This window comes from Idiomarina seosinensis (assembly GCF_003987275.1).
In the GTDB taxonomy this organism is placed as follows: Bacteria; Pseudomonadota; Gammaproteobacteria; order Enterobacterales; family Alteromonadaceae; genus Idiomarina; species Idiomarina seosinensis.
In genome coordinates this window covers 130361-145391 of the sequence record NZ_PIQF01000001.1, presented here as the reverse complement: position 1 = coordinate 145391, position 15031 = coordinate 130361, and the positions used below count along the sequence as shown (strand labels likewise).

The 15031-nt window shown below is 47.8% G+C and carries 16 protein-coding genes; 3 read left to right on the top strand and 13 right to left on the bottom strand.

Translation table 11 applies throughout. The features are described from left to right. Positions 1–99: 99 nt before the first annotated feature. The 13 genes from flgL to CWI81_RS00540 form a co-directional block, all read right to left on the bottom strand. Complete coding sequence (gene flgL / locus CWI81_RS00600) at positions 100–1314, bottom strand: flagellar hook-associated protein FlgL (RefSeq protein WP_126783309.1); 1215 nt, start codon at positions 1312–1314, stop codon at positions 100–102. A gap of 23 nt (positions 1315–1337) precedes the next feature. Continuing rightward, the gene (gene flgK, locus CWI81_RS00595; RefSeq protein ID WP_126783308.1) at positions 1338–3371 is read right to left on the bottom strand and encodes a flagellar hook-associated protein FlgK; all 2034 of its coding nucleotides are present in this window, start codon (positions 3369–3371) and stop codon (positions 1338–1340) included. A 117-nt stretch (positions 3372–3488) separates the two neighbouring features. Beyond that, on the bottom strand, positions 3489–4475 hold the full coding sequence (gene flgJ / locus CWI81_RS00590; protein ID WP_241970311.1) for a flagellar assembly peptidoglycan hydrolase FlgJ: 987 nt from the start codon (positions 4473–4475) through the stop codon (positions 3489–3491). Then, a complete protein-coding gene (locus CWI81_RS00585) occupies positions 4456–5562 on the bottom strand; it encodes a flagellar basal body P-ring protein FlgI (RefSeq protein WP_126783307.1) in 1107 nt (368 codons plus the stop codon). Before CWI81_RS00585 ends, flgJ begins: the two co-directional genes overlap by 20 nt. A 14-nt stretch (positions 5563–5576) precedes the next feature. Next, positions 5577–6251: a flagellar basal body L-ring protein FlgH gene (gene flgH, locus CWI81_RS00580; protein ID WP_126783306.1), complete on the bottom strand. Its 675-nt coding sequence runs from the start codon at positions 6249–6251 to the stop codon at positions 5577–5579. A gap of 16 nt (positions 6252–6267) precedes the next feature. Continuing rightward, entirely contained in the window at positions 6268–7056 is a 789-nt protein-coding gene (gene flgG, locus CWI81_RS00575) for a flagellar basal-body rod protein FlgG (RefSeq protein ID WP_126783305.1), read from the bottom strand. A gap of 38 nt (positions 7057–7094) precedes the next feature. Next, entirely contained in the window at positions 7095–7838 is a 744-nt protein-coding gene (flgF, locus tag CWI81_RS00570) for a flagellar basal-body rod protein FlgF (protein WP_126783304.1), read from the bottom strand. Positions 7839–8174: 336 nt separating this feature from the next. Beyond that, positions 8175–9578 carry a flagellar hook protein FlgE gene (flgE, locus tag CWI81_RS00565; protein ID WP_126783303.1) on the bottom strand — a complete coding sequence of 468 codons (1404 nt, stop codon included), beginning with the start codon at positions 9576–9578 and terminating at the stop codon, positions 8175–8177. A 15-nt stretch (positions 9579–9593) separates the two neighbouring features. Further along, positions 9594–10277 carry a flagellar hook assembly protein FlgD gene (flgD, locus tag CWI81_RS00560; RefSeq protein WP_126783302.1) on the bottom strand — a complete coding sequence of 228 codons (684 nt, stop codon included), beginning with the start codon at positions 10275–10277 and terminating at the stop codon, positions 9594–9596. A gap of 13 nt (positions 10278–10290) precedes the next feature. Then, complete coding sequence (gene flgC / locus CWI81_RS00555; RefSeq protein WP_126783301.1) at positions 10291–10743, bottom strand: flagellar basal body rod protein FlgC; 453 nt, start codon at positions 10741–10743, stop codon at positions 10291–10293. Positions 10744–10758: 15 nt separating this feature from the next. Continuing rightward, complete coding sequence (gene flgB, locus CWI81_RS00550; protein ID WP_126783300.1) at positions 10759–11157, bottom strand: flagellar basal body rod protein FlgB; 399 nt, start codon at positions 11155–11157, stop codon at positions 10759–10761. A 302-nt stretch (positions 11158–11459) separates the two neighbouring features. Next, positions 11460–12293: a CheR family methyltransferase gene (locus tag CWI81_RS00545; RefSeq protein ID WP_126783299.1), complete on the bottom strand. Its 834-nt coding sequence runs from the start codon at positions 12291–12293 to the stop codon at positions 11460–11462. A gap of 23 nt (positions 12294–12316) precedes the next feature. Then, positions 12317–13261 carry a chemotaxis protein CheV gene (locus CWI81_RS00540; RefSeq protein WP_126783298.1) on the bottom strand — a complete coding sequence of 315 codons (945 nt, stop codon included), beginning with the start codon at positions 13259–13261 and terminating at the stop codon, positions 12317–12319. Between the two features lie 173 nt (positions 13262–13434). Between CWI81_RS00540 and flgA the strand changes: the two genes are divergently transcribed. The 3 genes from flgA to flgN all read left to right on the top strand — a co-directional run bounded on the left by flgA (position 13435) and on the right by flgN (position 14963). After that, positions 13435–14148 (top strand): flagellar basal body P-ring formation chaperone FlgA, encoded by a 714-nt coding sequence (flgA, locus tag CWI81_RS00535; protein ID WP_126783297.1) that lies wholly within the window; start codon positions 13435–13437, stop codon positions 14146–14148. A gap of 83 nt (positions 14149–14231) precedes the next feature. Beyond that, entirely contained in the window at positions 14232–14561 is a 330-nt protein-coding gene (gene flgM / locus CWI81_RS00530; protein ID WP_126783296.1) for a flagellar biosynthesis anti-sigma factor FlgM, read from the top strand. Positions 14562–14564: 3 nt separating this feature from the next. After that, the gene (gene flgN / locus CWI81_RS00525) at positions 14565–14963 is read left to right on the top strand and encodes a flagellar export chaperone FlgN (RefSeq protein WP_241970310.1); all 399 of its coding nucleotides are present in this window, start codon (positions 14565–14567) and stop codon (positions 14961–14963) included. Positions 14964–15031 lie beyond the last annotated feature (68 nt).

The window sequence follows — 15031 nt, the reverse complement described above, 5'->3', positions numbered from 1 at the left end:
GGGGAGCTTTAGGAATTTTTTAAAAAAATTTAAAACGGTATAAAGGTGTGGAGGGATAGGGAGTTCACGCCTTCGGCGCGAACTCCGGTTTAATAGAGGTTATAAGTAATCGAATAAACTTAGGCGGCTGACGCGGCTAAAAATTTGTTGTGAGGCCGAATAAATCGTTTCATTTTTTATCAAGTCGGTAATTGCGGTAGAATAGTCCACATCCGCAATATCGGCACGCGCTTTTTTATTCACAATGGTAAAGTCTTCGTTACTCGAACGTGAGTTTTCTAACACATTGAGTCGTGCTCCGACTTTTGCCTGGGTGTTGGTTAACGTTTCAATACCTTTATCCAGGTCAGTTAACGCAAAACCGATTTCACTCTCATGAAAGCTTTTCGAACTTTCACCACTACTCTCTAATGCTGACGCTAAATCGCTAATTTGTGTTAAGATATTTCGTGATACTGGCTCACCTAAGCTGTAACTAACTGAATCACCCGCCGCCGGGCGATTGTCTGGATCGAGTTCCAGTTCCATACCGTTGTAACTTATTTTTCCGTCTGTCACAGTTCCGGTAACCGCCGGGTTAACACCATCGCTAATTTCGTAGGTGTCAGGCCCTGTGAAGTTAACGGTAAAATCGGTCGGTTCGCCGGCTTCTAATCTAGTCTCAGTATCTGCGATCAACGTATCACGATCGGCAACATTAACCTTATTGATAAAGTTACTACCGCCAGTCAATTCGAAGTCGACCCGCTTGGACACAGAGCCAAACACCGAGCTCCCGGGGTCTCCCGCCGGAAGCTTCAGCGATGGTGATAACTGTATTTCTCGCTGGCCATCGTCGCTACCATATTGATAAGACTGAGTTGCTTTATCGAATGCCATTGGCTGTATGCGGTTCTGGTAGCCAGCAAAGATATATTCACCGGATTCATCTTGAGCATTGGTTAAGTCAAAAATTGCACTTTCGATATCACGTAGCTCTTGTGCAATAGCCCCTCGGTTTCTCTCGTCGTAGCTACCGTTACCAGCTTGCACTGCAAGAGTACGAACACGTTGCACTGCATCAGTTATATTGGTCAGTACACTCTCTTCACGACTTAAGTTATTTTCTAACGTAATCGAATTACGCTTAAACTGTTCGTTCTGAGCAATTTTTTCGTCCAGCGCAATAACCTGCGAGTTACCGATGGGATCATCGGCTGGACTTAAGATCTTGGTTTGCTTGGTCAACTGCTGCTGAATGTTGTCCAGCCGGGATTGAGAAGTCTGTAAACTGTCCAAACCTCGTTGATAAAATAAGTTAGTACTTAATCGCATAATCTAACTCCTCACTTCCCTTATTAACCTAATGACCGCAGTAACGTATCGAAGATAGTCTGCGAGGTCGAAATTATTCGCGCTGAAGCGGTATACGCTTGCTGGTATTGAATCAAGTTAGCCGCTTCCTCTTCTAAATTCACGCCTGACTTGGATTCGTAAAGTGCTTCGGTCTGACCTTTTACGGCTTCAGCGGAATCTCTTAATACACGATTCTGGCTCACTCGGCTACCGACATCTGATACTAGACGCCCGTAACTTTCGTTAAAGGTCATGGTCGGGTCGGCTTCTTCACCGCCGTCGCGACGCACTAGCTGTTGACGTTGTAACTCGGTCAGTTTTTGGCCGTTGCTGTTGTCGTCAAAACCATTACGGTTGTATTCAATTCGGTACGAATCACCAGCTGCCGGCTCACCAACAACATTAATATCGTAGTCTGGCTCAGTAGTAATCGCCGGCATAGTGCCGTCGTAAACCTGCTGAATAATATTATCCAGATTGCTCGTTGTCAGTGTGTCACCGATCTGATTGCCATTAGCGTCATTTAAACGAACATCATATTGATCGCCGTTCACGGCAACAACTTCAACCTCAGCTGGAGATGTCGCCAGTAAGCCGTCACCTGACGCATTATAAAAATCATCCGGCACATTAACCTGACTTAGCTCAACTTCGGCCGCACCCTGGTTATCAATATCATTAATAGTGCGTACCGGGCTTGCCAGCGCTAAGTCCTCTGGACGACGAATAATCAACTCAATTTCAGAAGCGGCGCTTTCAGCGGGTTTCACCAAAAAGCTGTCGCCTTTATCCGGCGTGCCGCCGCCCAGGTTTACGGTAATGCCCAGCTCTTCGATATCCACGCTACTGTTGGCCGTACCGCTAAAAAAAATTTTATCTGCGCCGTCTGCGTGGCTACCGTCAGACTCCACCGGAATCGCATAGTACTGACTGTCTTCGTAGCCAATCTCGATATTTTCCGACGGGAATGATTTACTGTTCCCTTCCAACACGCTGACTGACACCGATTGATTACCGGTATTGTTGTCATTTGGAAAACCGCTAGCTTCAGTCCGTTTTAAATCGAACAGCTTTTGGCCCAGCTGATTGTCCAGGTCCATACCTTTTTGATTCTGGGTATTCAGCGAGTCAGCAATACGCACCGCTAACTGACCTAAGCGTTGTTGGGTCGGCATTAGAACTTTGTCGCGATAGTCTAAATAACCACCAACAGAGCCGCCAACTTCTTTAGTATCAACAAAAAACTGGCTTACGTCGCCGGTGCTGTTGCGTTTTTGTAGAGCTAATTCGAGTCGTTCCGTATTCGGATTTGATTTCACCGCTACCGCATTAAAACGACCATCTTCTAATACTAATGGCTCGCCGTTTTTCATATTGACCGTTACCGCACCGTTTTTAGCTTCAACGGTTTGAAACTCCACCAACTCTGACAACTGTAATAACTGTTCGTCACGCTTATTCAATAACGCATTGATATCGCCATTCTCGCTGTTGCGCTGATTAGAGGTGGCAATACGCTTATTCAGTTCACCAATATTGGACGCGAGAGAATTAATTCGGTCGGTGGATAACTTTAAGCGATCATTGATAATCTGTTTTTGATCGTCGAGATAGCCTGAAAAGTCATCAAATTTCGTCACCATCGCATCGGCTTCTGCAATGACCAGCTGTCTGGCAGTTACTGAGCCGGGATCGTTGTTCGCGTCCTGCATGGTATTGAAAAAACTTTCCACGGTAGACGCTATATTAGTAGTGCTGTCACCGAGCAGACTATCAAGCTGCTCAGCTTGCTCCAGATTGGCCTCATAAAAAGAGACTTTGGACGTGTCGGTGCGTAATTGACGAGTGGTAAACTGATCGATCATGCGTTCAACACGAACCTGCTCAAGTCCGCCGTATTGGCTCTCAGTGTAGTGCGTGCGTTCACGGACATAGCTAGGAGTATTAGCATTATTGATATTTTTACTGGTGGTCTGCAGGCTTTGCTGATGCGCAAGAATCCCGTCCTTACCAATATTTAATAAATCAAAACTCATTTATTGACTCCCAGACTACCGATGCTTTGTTATCGGCACCCGCGTCATTAAGTTTAATTGCTACCGGCAATTATTTGCCGCTTACTAAAACAATCTGTCTTGCGTCAGGGACGCAAGCTACTTCGCTATCTTATTCATTACCGCCTGAATTTTCGCCGCGTACTGTGGATCGGTGGCATAACCGGCCTGCTGTAGCTGTTCTGCGTACTGCTTTGGATCATCGGCTACTTGCAATGCTTGCTGATAGCGCGGATGTCCTTTTATAAAGTCCACATAATCCTGCAAGCTCTGTTCCACGTTCTGATAACTGCGGAAAGCTGCGCGTTCTTTTTTCGCCACGTTGCCGTCAAACTCCAGGGTACTGACATGAGACTGATCGCCGCCCCAGCGTTGATCCGCTTTGATATTAAACAGGTTATTACTGGAACCACCGTGGCGACCGGGAATAATCCGCTGGCCCCAGCCGGTTTCTAATGCTGCCTGCGCAACTAGTACGTTAGCGTCAATTCCGCTTTCTGCGGCTATTTTCTCGGCCTGAGGTTTTATCGCAGCAATAAAATCCTGTGGTGACTGAAAGCGTGCTTCGCCTTCGTCTAACCTGACCTGGTTAACACGTTTACCGCCATAATAAAGACCTGCATCAATGCCGCCTTGATCACTCACTTCAGGTTTATTAACCGGCATTTTGGCTTCACCCAAATTAGCACCAAAACGCTCAGATTTATCCAGTCCCGCCTGTCCGCTCAATTGCTTGACCATCATATCAGCCAGGCCCAGCGAGCCTTGTGACGATAATTCTGAGGTCAGTTGCTGGTCATGCATATCACGATACATCTGGGTATAGCGGCTGTTTAACGGGTTGTCTTTAGCAAACACATCGTTGGCTTTACGCATGCTACCCAGCACCATATTCAGAAATATCGCTTCGAACTGCTCAGCCGCTTCACGTAAAGCGGCCTCTTTATTGTCACCAAAGGCTTGTTTACGCAAGCCATCGAGCGCATGGGTATCCATCGCCGAGGTAGCTTGCCGTTGTGAGGCAAGCTCAAACATTGCGCTGCCGCCCTGGAGGCTTCCGGCACCATTAGATAACAATGAGCTCACCGGAAATGGCTCCTGCTTGTTTTAATGCTTCCAGCACCGCGATCATATCGCCGGGCGCTGCACCAATTTGATTCACGGCACGGACCAGGTCGTTTAAATTCGTTCCCGGCTCAAACACAAACATGCGGGCGTCATCCTGCTGCACGTCGATAATACTTTGCGGGGTAACAACCGTTTCACCATCAGCAAAGGGGTTAGGCTGATCCACCTGTACGTTTTCAGCAATTGTCACCTGCATATTACCGTGCGCCACGGCTGCCGGCCGCAACTCCACATTTTGCCCCACCACCACAGTACCAGTGCGGGCATTAACAATAATCTTTGCTGAGCCTTGAGCCTGCTGTACTTCCAGGTTCTCCAGAGTCGACATATAACTCACTCGTTGATCGAGGTCGCGCGGAGCTCTGACGCGAACCGAAGTCGCGTCCAGCGCCTGCGCGGAACCTTCTCCAACCAGCCCGTTAATGGTATCAGCAACACGCTTGGCGGTAGTAAAGTCCGACTGATGCAAGTTAAAGGTAAAGTAATCCCCACTGGAAAAAGAAGTCCGGATTTCTCGTTCTACTATAGCTCCGTTTGGGATCCGACCTACGGTGGGCGTGTTAACCACGATCCGAGAGCCATCGTTACCCTCAGCCCCGAGTCCACCAACAATTAAGCTGCCCTGAGCAACGGCATACACTTCACCATTTGCGCCTTTTAGGAAGGTTTGCATTAGGGTGCCACCAGTCAGGCTATCCGCACTGCCTACAGACGACACGGTAATGTCGATTTTTTGACCTGGCTTGGCAAAGGCAGGAATGTCCGCCTGTACCGCAACCGCCGCCACGTTATTTATTTTTGGCCGTTCCCCGGCCGGAATGTTAATGCCAAAGTTTCCCAGCATGGTACGGAAGGTTTGGTCGGTAAACGGCGTTTGTTCACCGGTACCGGGTAAGCCGACGACCAAGCCGTAGCCAACTAACTGGTTATCACGGATTCCTTCGACCGAGGCGATGTCTTTAATACGAGACGCTTGTGCGGGTATCGCTAAAAGGCTAAGCGCAGTTAAGGCCACTATAAAGATTTGTTTAATGCCTGCGTTCATCGTTTCAGTCCCTCTTAGAATGGCCAGATGGAGCTATTAAAGAAGCGAGTTAACCACCCTTGCTCCTGGGTTTGTGCCAGGGTTCCCGTACCACTGTATTCAATTCGTGCATTCGCAACCCGAGTCGAAGGAATGGTGTTATCGGCAGTAATGTCTTGCGGCCGGATCATGCCGGTCAGGCGGATATATTCATCACCAGTGTTTATACGCATCCATTTTTCGCCGCGCACAATTAGATTACCGTTGGATAAAGTTCTGATAACGGTCACGGTTATTTCGCCGTTTAACTGGTTGCTTTGATCTGAGCTGCCGTCACCACTGAATTCGCGGTTGCTATTAAGCGATGCCGAGATAGGGTTACCATTAATGCTTACATCACGCCCCAATACCTGTGGCGTTGGCAAATTGACATTGCTGTCTTTGGTGGTCTCTGTGTTCGCCGACTTACTGGCGGTCGTGCGCTCCTGCAAACTCACCGTAATAATATCGCCAAGCCGCCGGGCTTTGATATCAGAATACAGACTGTCTGCGTACTGCTCCTGAAATAATGAGCCGTTCGGCACTACCGGTTGCGCTCGCTCTTCCGGCAATACCGGTGCATACATCGGATCATCCGGCATTGGCCGCGACTGATTAGAGGCGCAACCGCTGACCAACAAGCCGAGCAACATTAAAGTGAGAATACGCATAACGTCACCTACTCTGTTATAACTGTTGATTGATGTAACTCAGCATCTGGTCGACGGATGAAATCACTTTCGAATTCATTTCGTAACCACGCTGGGATTCAATCAAGTTCACCAATTCTTCAGTTACGTTAACGTTAGAGCTTTCTAACGCGCCCTGAATAGTGGTTCCCATACCATCAACGCCAGGTACCGCTTCTAACGGCGCACCGCTAACGGCAGTCTCTTTATAGAGGTTCTGCCCAATTGGCTCTAACCCGGCGGGGTTAATAAAGCTGGCCAGGTTAATCTGACCAACTACAGCATTATCGGCATTACCAGGCTGACGCACGGTCACTTCGCCTTCTTGCGAAATACTGACCGAGGTAGCGTCTTCGGGAATCTGAATAGCCGGTTCTAGCGGATAACCATTGCCGGAGGTGACCATTTCACCTTCTTCGTTTAACGAAAACTGCCCGTTACGCGTGTAAGACTGGGTGCCATCGGGCATTAAGATTTGAAAGAAGCCTTTACCGTTGATCATAACGTCCAGCGAGTTATCAGTGGTTTGCACATTACCCTGCGTGTGGGATTTTTGCGTTGCCACGACTTTAGTACCGGCACCAATCATCAAGCCGTTCGGCAATTCGACGTCCTGCGCTGACTGCCCGCCCGGCTGATTAATGTTTTGATACAATAGATCCTCAAATACGGCCCGACTCTTTTTAAAGCCAACCGTACTGGCGTTTGCCAGGTTGTTTGAAATCACCGATATATCGCGTTGCTGCGCGTCTAAACCGGTTTTACTGATCCATAATGCTGGGTTCATGGTGTTTCTCCTGTTTCCGCCTTTAACTAAAGCTTCTGTTAACTAATGCGCATCAGCGATTCAGAGCGCTGGGCATTTTCATCGGCGGTTTTCATCAACTTTACGTTCATCTCGTACTGACGCTGCAGTGCAATCATTTGGGTCATTTCGTCAACCGTATTGACGTTACTGCCCTCAAGTGAACCAATCGCCAATTTAACATTGGCATCAGCAATCGCTTGCTGACCATCCTTTAATTCAAATAAGCCATCGCTGGACTTTTTCACATTGCCGTTCGGCGGATTGACCAGCTTAATTCGATCAACCAGCTCCATCGCATCTTCTGGCGCACCCTGCGGGCGAATCGAAATATTGCCATTAGCGCCAATCGTCAGATTATCGATCGGCATTGGAATAAATATCGGACCGGCATCGCCCATCACTGGCTGGCCTCGGTCATTCTTAAGCATCCCGTCAGGACCAATTTCGAAGCTACCGTTTCGGGTATATTTTTCGTTGCCATTAGCGTCTTGTACGGCAATCCAACCCTGCCCCTGAACGGCAACGTCAAGATTGCGACCGGTGGTTTGCAGGGCGCCGCTGGAAAAGTTTTGCCCGGGGCTTTCAGTCATGGAAAACACACGTGTTGGCAAACCTTCACCAAACGCCTGCATTGAACGCGCCTGTTGTAGATCGGCTTTAAACCCTGTGGTGTTTGCGTTTGCCAGGTTATTGGCACGCAACGCAACAGCGTTCATGTTCTCTTTGGCGCCGCTCATGGCTACCCAAAGCATTTTGTCCATAGCTGACCTCCAGCCAAAAATTTGTCGTCTGGGGTATTTAATGCAGAGATCGTGCCAAGTTTGGGGTTTACCACTGGGTGGTGGCTGTTTGTGCCTGCGGCACTGCTTTTTCCGGCTACGCCGAGGCTTGTTGGCGTGCTCGCTTCGCTTGCACGCTGCTGTTAGGGAAAAGATGAAAAAGAAAAGGGCTTGCACAGCAAGCCCTTTCATTATGTTTAAACAGCCTTCGGCAAGCGAAGCGAGCCGAACAATAGCCGCGACAAAGTCGCAAATGGCCGCCACGCAGTGGCAAACAGCCGTACCAAAGGCACTAGCTCCTCGCGCTAAAAGCGCGAGCTACCGGATCTGCAAGACCGTTTGGTTTAGCGTATTGTTTACTTCCAGCGACCGTGAGTTGGCCTGGAAATTCCGTTGTGCCGCAATTAGATCAACCAGCTCTTTCGTTAGGTCAACGTTAGAGTTTTCCAGCGCAGAAGATTCAATCGCGCCAAAAGTACCCGAATTGGCCGCACCTGCTAAAGCTTCGCCAGAATCGCGCGTTTCCTTCCAAGACGTATTACCTACTTGTCTTAACCCCTGTTCGTTGGCAAAGCGGGTTAGCGAGACTTGTCCCAAATACTGAACTTCGCCGTTTGAGTAACTGGCTTGGATTAAACCATCCTCACCGATGTCCAAGTTAGTCAAGCGACCAACGGTGCTCCCGTCCTGTTCCAGTAAGTTCACTTCAAAGTCTGACGCAAATTGAGTCGGAGCAGTGTCCCCTTCTTCATCATTCCGATCACGGAAGAACACATTAACTTGTTGTGTTGGATCTGCACCATTACTTAGTACACCATTCAACGATATTGACTGTTCTGCAAAGGTCGAACCGGTATCTGTATCTATTGGCCCTAACGGGTTACCCGAATCATCAAATTGAATACGATAACCCTGTGCAGGCGTTCCGTCAGGAGCATTAACTCCCGCTTCCGCGCCAGTACCAGTAGCTCCAAGATCAACCGCTTGATTATCGACGGTGGTATACACATCCCAAGTATTACCAGCGATAGAGGCTTGTTCAGAGTCACGTTTTACATAGTATGTCGTGACAACATGTGATTCACCAAGGGAGTCATAAATGGTCGAAGACGTCGAGGATGTATAAGAAGTCGGATCTTCTGGGTCAAACTTGTTTCCAGTTATCGGTGGGGTTGCTCCTGGCTCATCCACCAAAACCCCTGGTGCACGGGAATCCAAGTTAAAAGACTGATACAAGTTATTGGTTGATGCCGGCGCTCCTGCAGAATCAGGAATCTGGATTGGTGATGCCGTCGCTAAGCTTGTTGACTGCAACGCGCCACTGTCTCTGTCCACAGGGAAACCGAGCAAAAAGTTGTTCTGGTTATCTACAATAAAACTTTCATTGTTTAATTTAAATGCGCCAGACCTAGTGTAAGTAAAGTCCTGCGAGCCAAGTTCACTAGTCGTCGCAAAGAATCCGTTACCGCTAATTGCCATATCCAGCGAATTGTCTGTAAATTCCAATGTACCCTGACTAAACTGTTGAGCAACCGTCGCAGTTAATGCACCATCTCCGACTTTAGCGTTACCTGAACTAAAAATACTTGATGCGTAGACGTCAGCAAATTCTGCACGCGATTGTTTAAAACCCGTTGTGCGCACATTAGAAATATTATTTGCGGTGGTATCCAAATCTTTTTGTGCCGCATTGATACCGCTTAAACCTATATTGAATGACATAAATCACCTCACTGATTAACTGATTTCAGTAACATCTGCAAAATTGATGCCACCTAACCCTTTTAAATTAAGAACGATTCCGCGCTCGCCTCCCATGCTGACGCTTTGTACTGTCGCGTTCATTTGCAAGGGTAATTCTTCGTTGCTATTTCCTATGCGTGCATTAGCGGTAAAAGTATAATTGCCCTCCGGCAATGGATTGCCGGCCTCGTCTAAGCCATCCCACTGAAAGTCTTGGGTTCCAGCATCGATATCACCGACATTGATGGTTCGAACAACTTGACCTGAAGCGTCTTCAACCGAAATTCGGACATTTTGCGCAGTTTGCTGTGTTGCAACCATTCCTTTTGCCATTCCACCTTCTTCAACCATTGCTTTATTGGTTGGCACCAGAACACTGCGTCCGACCAACGTCGAAGCTTGCAAGGCCTGGTTAGACGTCATCTTCTCCGAAAACTTCGTGAACTGAGACGACAAGTCGGAAATCCCTTCTGCCATTGAGAAGTTTGTCATCTGAGCAATCATCTGATCATTGTCAGCTGGCTTAGTCGGATCCTGCATGTTTAACTGTTGAGTCAACAGCTTGAAAAAGTCCTCCTGCTCCAGGCGCTGTTGGTCGGCTGGATCAACATACTCCGCCCCCTCGCCTTCTTTCCATCTCATCCTGTCGATATAGGAGTTATTGCTTACACCTTCCATCAGTTATCTCCTGTTAGCCCTGACCTAAACGCAGCAGGCGTTGAGTCATGGTTTTTGCGGTATCCGCGACCTGAACGTTTGTCTGATACGAGCGTGAAGCAGAAATCATGTTGGCCATTTCCTCCATGGTGTTAACGTTAGAGCGATAAATGTAGCCTTTATCGTCTGCCATGGGGTGGTTGGGCGCGTATTCTATTTGCAGCGGCTTGTCGCTCTCGACAATACCCATTACTTTAACGCCAGCCGCTTGACCCGCCTGGGTCTGGTTAGTCAGACTGTTGCCCCGTTGATTGCCCTGAGCGTCCGCCAATGCGGTTGCAAAAACGGGGCTACGAGAGCGGTAGGTTTCATCAACACTACTACTGACCGAGTTGGCATTCGCCAAATTACTGGCAGTGGTGTTGAGTCGCACCGATTGTGCGCTCATTGCTGAACCAGACACATTAAAGATATTAAATAGGCTCATCGTCGGTTACCTCACCTATTGGCCACTAAGTGCTTTCTTAACGCCGCTGATTTTGCCGTCGAGAAAGTTCATGGTCATTTCATATTCCAATGCATTTTGTGCATACAAGTTTTGTTCCAACTGCACATCAACGGTATTGCCGTCGCCAGTATCCGGCTGCGTCGGCATACGGAACTTCTCTTGACCGGTTGGATTTATTTCTACGTTAAAATGTTTATCGTGGGTACGCGCCAGCTTGTGGCTTTCCATTCCGCTTTGCGCTTGCTTTAACGCTTGCTGGAAATCTAACCCTTTGGCTTTGTAGCCAGGGGTATCGGCGTTAGCGATATTATTGGCGATCATCTCAGCGCGTTGGGTACGAACGCCCAAAGTGTGCTGTTGGATGCCAAGGAGTTTATCCATGGTAAGTGCCATTTTTTCGTCTCCCAATGATTCGATGGGAGATATTATGCAGGGATCGTGCCAAGAAATGTCGCTTCGCGACGGAGAGGTGTGGCTTACGCCACGGTGATATGCGGCTAAGTCGCGGCCGTTTGGCGCTTCGCGCCGGTTCTTTCGCCCTGCGGGCGGGCTTTTTTGCGCTTCGCGCCGGCCTTTTACAGCGTGCCTTCGGCCGCTGTGGCTGTTAAAGACGTAATAGCCGCGTGCAAGCGAAGCGAGCACGCAAACAGCCGGCGCGTTAGCGCCAAAAAGCCTGCTTGCGTCAAAGACGCAAGCTACTTCCTTCGATAGATGATGCCTGGATTGCAGCGGATCATTTCAAAATCTTCGGTGAGGCCGGAAATCGATTCTGAGGCGCCGAGGAAGAGGTAGCCGCCGGGATTCAGTGATTGCCGGAATTGGGCAATTATTTTCCGCTTTACGTCGGGGGCAAAGTAAATCAGTACGTTGCGGCAAAAAATAATGTCGAATTTGCCGAGTAAGGAATAACTGTCGAGTAAGTTTAAATGGCGAAATTGAACAAAGTTTTTCACTTCATCTTTTACTTTCATTGCACCGGGTTTGGTGCCTGCGGTGAAAAACTTCTTTTGCCGTTCTGGAGACAAACCGCGAGCAATAGCAAGACTATCGTATTCACCTTTACTGCATTGCTCTAAGACCTTATTGGAAATATCAGTTGCGGTGATACGAATGCCACCCTTTAAAGCGCCCAGCTTTTTTGCCTTATATTCAAGATAACTCATTGCAATAGAATAAGGCTCTTGCCCGGATGAACAAGCTGACGACCAAATTTTTACCGGTCCTGAATTATTTTTAAACTCGGGTAAAACACGGTCGACTAAAATTTGGAACGGGTAGGTATCACGAAACCAGAGGGTTTCGTTGGTCGTCATGGCATCAATCACTGCTGCTCGCAAAGCCCGCTCACTAATTTGCATGGACTTTTTAACCAACTGCGACAGCGAGTCGATTGCAAAGCGAGACATTAGCGGGCTTAGACGGCTTTTCACCAGATACATCTTGTTGTCACCAAGTACGATACCGCACTGGTGTTCTAAAAACTTTCTAAACTCCTGGTATTCCGACTGACTGAGCTCTTTATCTGTCACGGTATCCTACTGCGTTGTTATTCTTATTCAATATTGACGTCTACTTCTGCATTAAGCCATTTTTTGACAGCTGTTGCCAGTTCATCTGGGTGAAATTTAGCGATAAAGTCATCGGCACCCACTTTTTTCACCATGGCCTGGTTAAAGACGCCACTTAAGGATGTATGAAGAATAACATGGACACCGGCTAAATTGGGATCGGCTTTGATTTCGGCCGTTAATGTGTAGCCATCCATGACCGGCATTTCTACGTCGGAAACAATAACAGGCACATGAGAATTCACTTTGCCACCAACTTCTTCCGCTTTCTCTTTTAGCCAGTCCAGAGCTTCTTTACCATTCTTTTTAACTTCCAGCGGTATATCCAGTGACTCCAAAGAACGTTTTATCTGACCTCGTGCCACCGCTGAGTCGTCAGTAATCAAGATGGTTAAATTCTCTTTCGAGACGTTAATCGGCTGATTTGCCACCTCTTCACTGATGTCCGTATTAACCGGCGTTATGTCAGCCAAAATTCGTTCAACATCGATGATCTCAACCAACTCTTTCTCGATTTCGGTAACCGCAGTCAAGTACGCGTCACGCCCTGTCCCCTTCGGCGGCGGCATGATCTCTTCCCAGTTGATATTGATAATGCGATCGACACCACCCACCAGAAAGCCCTGCACCGTTCTATTGTATTCCGCGATAATAATAAAGCGGTTAGAAATATCGGTAAGTTCGGGACCACCGGTTGCCATGCTCAGGTCTATAATAGAAATTGCTTGACCACGAATATGCGCAATACCACGAACCAGCCGATTGCGATGAGGCATAGCCGTCAATTTTGGGCACGGCAACACTTCGCGAACTTTAAAAACGTTAATGCCAAAACGTTGCCTGCCAGCTAACCGAAACAACAATAATTCAAGTCGGTTCTGACCGACCATTTGTGTCCGCTGGTTAACCGAGTCCAGTATACTGGCCATGTTTGCTCCTTTCTTCGATATGCCACATTACTATCTTGGCTGGCATAGTCTTTGCTTAAACTCTATTAGATTCGTTGCGCCGACACGTCACTGACAAACTTTTGACGTTTCACCGTCATTTGCACTGAAGATTATGTCGGCGGAAGACCATAAAACCTTAGTGGAATTACACTATGATAATACGCATTAGTTCATTAATCAGTTTGTTTTTGATCTTAGTTCATTCGTCAGCGTTTGCTAACCAAACCACAAACGCATCAACACGATACGATCATAAAGCACTACAGCAGCTAGCCCATGACTTTGTTGCAACACAAGTGGTGGCTCCGGAGAACGGCCGTACCGAGGTGGTTGCTAATAATTTGGACCCACGCATGGTCGACAAAGTGTGTCAGCAAACGCCTGAGGTCAGTTTTGCCTCAAACTCAGGCTTAGACAGCTATACCACAGTAGAAATACAGTGCAGCGCCGAGCAGCATTGGCGGACCTATGTGCCGGTAAGAATATACCGATATAAACCGGTTATTACAGCTGTCGTACCAATGTCTCCCGGACATTTAATCAGCGAGTCCGATTTAACCGAAACCGAAGTCGATATCAATCGTATCCGATCCAACGTTTTTACCGACCAACAGCTGCTCGTCGGAGCCCGCGTTAAAAAGCGTGTTCGCAGTGGTCAGCCTATCCAGGCTAGCGACACCTGCCTTGTTTGTTCCGGTGAAAAGGTTACAATAGTGGCTAAAAATAAATCGTTACGCATAACGGCCGTCGGTAAAGCACTGGCAGATGGCCTTAAAGGCGAATCTGTAACAGTAGAAAATATTCGCTCTAACAAAGCATTAGAAGCGATAGTCACCGGACTCAACGAAGTTACCGTGCAGCTTTAACTCGATCATTAAAAAAAAGCTAAAGCTTTTGCTAATGGCGCCGATAAGGGCACGAGATCTTCTATCTAGCGAGGCAAAAAAATATGCCAATTAATGTCAATAATACAGGCCTGAAAAATACCAATATCGACACTAAAAACAGTCGTCAGGTAGAACAAGGCCAAAATAACAGCAGTCCAGCCCCTGCTCAGAAAGGCGGCGGTGACTCTGTGTCGTTAACATCTGAAGCGCAGCAGCTAAATAGCTTACAAGAAAAAGCGATGAGCAGCAGCGGCATTGATCAAAGTAAAGTTGATCGGATAAAAACACAAATTGAAAACGGCTCATATTCTGTCGATGTCGACCGGCTGGCGTCCAAACTTGCTCAATTTGAAGGTGACCTTTTTGGTGGCCAGATAGGATCTGACGAATAAATAATGGCGGCAGCAACGGTTAACGAGCTTTTACAGCAGCTGGCAGACTCGCTAGATGCCTTTGCTGTGTCTCAACAGCAAGAACTACAAGCTATTGTAGAACGCCACCACAGCCGTGTCGCCGAACTCGCGCAGCAGAAAGCTCAGTACTTAACAACAGTCAGTGAGCTGGATGCTCAACTGCGCGAACATCCTGATAATAAGCTATTACAAGACGACCCGGAGCTAGCCGAGCAAGTGTCTCTGGTTAAGCAGCAGTTAGTCGAAGTGCAACAGCAAAGCGCCGTTAATGAACGTGTAGTTCAATCAACTTTGAACAGTATTGAGCAACTCAAGCAGGCTATCCTTTCCAACGCCAAAAAAGACAGCCTGACCTACAATGCAAAAGGCAAAATTCGCTAACAACGAAACGTCACCGGCTTATGTAAGAACGGATTATTCCGTTGCCACAAACAATCTTTCATTTCTTG

Coding starts and splice junctions, on each gene's coding strand:
- flgE (WP_126783303.1), bottom strand. CDS start 9,578: ATGTCATTCAATATAGGTTTAAGCGGTATCAATGCGGCACAAAAAGAT.
- CWI81_RS00540 (WP_126783298.1), bottom strand. CDS start 13,261: ATGGCCAGTATACTGGACTCGGTTAACCAGCGGACACAAATGGTCGGT.
- flgB (WP_126783300.1), bottom strand. CDS start 11,157: ATGGCACTTACCATGGATAAACTCCTTGGCATCCAACAGCACACTTTG.
- flgM (WP_126783296.1), top strand. CDS start 14,232: ATGCCAATTAATGTCAATAATACAGGCCTGAAAAATACCAATATCGAC.
- flgL (WP_126783309.1), bottom strand. CDS start 1,314: ATGCGATTAAGTACTAACTTATTTTATCAACGAGGTTTGGACAGTTTA.
- flgK (WP_126783308.1), bottom strand. CDS start 3,371: ATGAGTTTTGATTTATTAAATATTGGTAAGGACGGGATTCTTGCGCAT.
- flgA (WP_126783297.1), top strand. CDS start 13,435: ATGATAATACGCATTAGTTCATTAATCAGTTTGTTTTTGATCTTAGTT.
- CWI81_RS00585 (WP_126783307.1), bottom strand. CDS start 5,562: ATGAACGCAGGCATTAAACAAATCTTTATAGTGGCCTTAACTGCGCTT.
- flgD (WP_126783302.1), bottom strand. CDS start 10,277: ATGGAAGGTGTAAGCAATAACTCCTATATCGACAGGATGAGATGGAAA.
- flgH (WP_126783306.1), bottom strand. CDS start 6,251: ATGCGTATTCTCACTTTAATGTTGCTCGGCTTGTTGGTCAGCGGTTGC.
- flgN (WP_241970310.1), top strand. CDS start 14,565: ATGGCGGCAGCAACGGTTAACGAGCTTTTACAGCAGCTGGCAGACTCG.
- flgF (WP_126783304.1), bottom strand. CDS start 7,838: ATGGACAAAATGCTTTGGGTAGCCATGAGCGGCGCCAAAGAGAACATG.
- flgG (WP_126783305.1), bottom strand. CDS start 7,056: ATGAACCCAGCATTATGGATCAGTAAAACCGGTTTAGACGCGCAGCAA.
- flgC (WP_126783301.1), bottom strand. CDS start 10,743: ATGAGCCTATTTAATATCTTTAATGTGTCTGGTTCAGCAATGAGCGCA.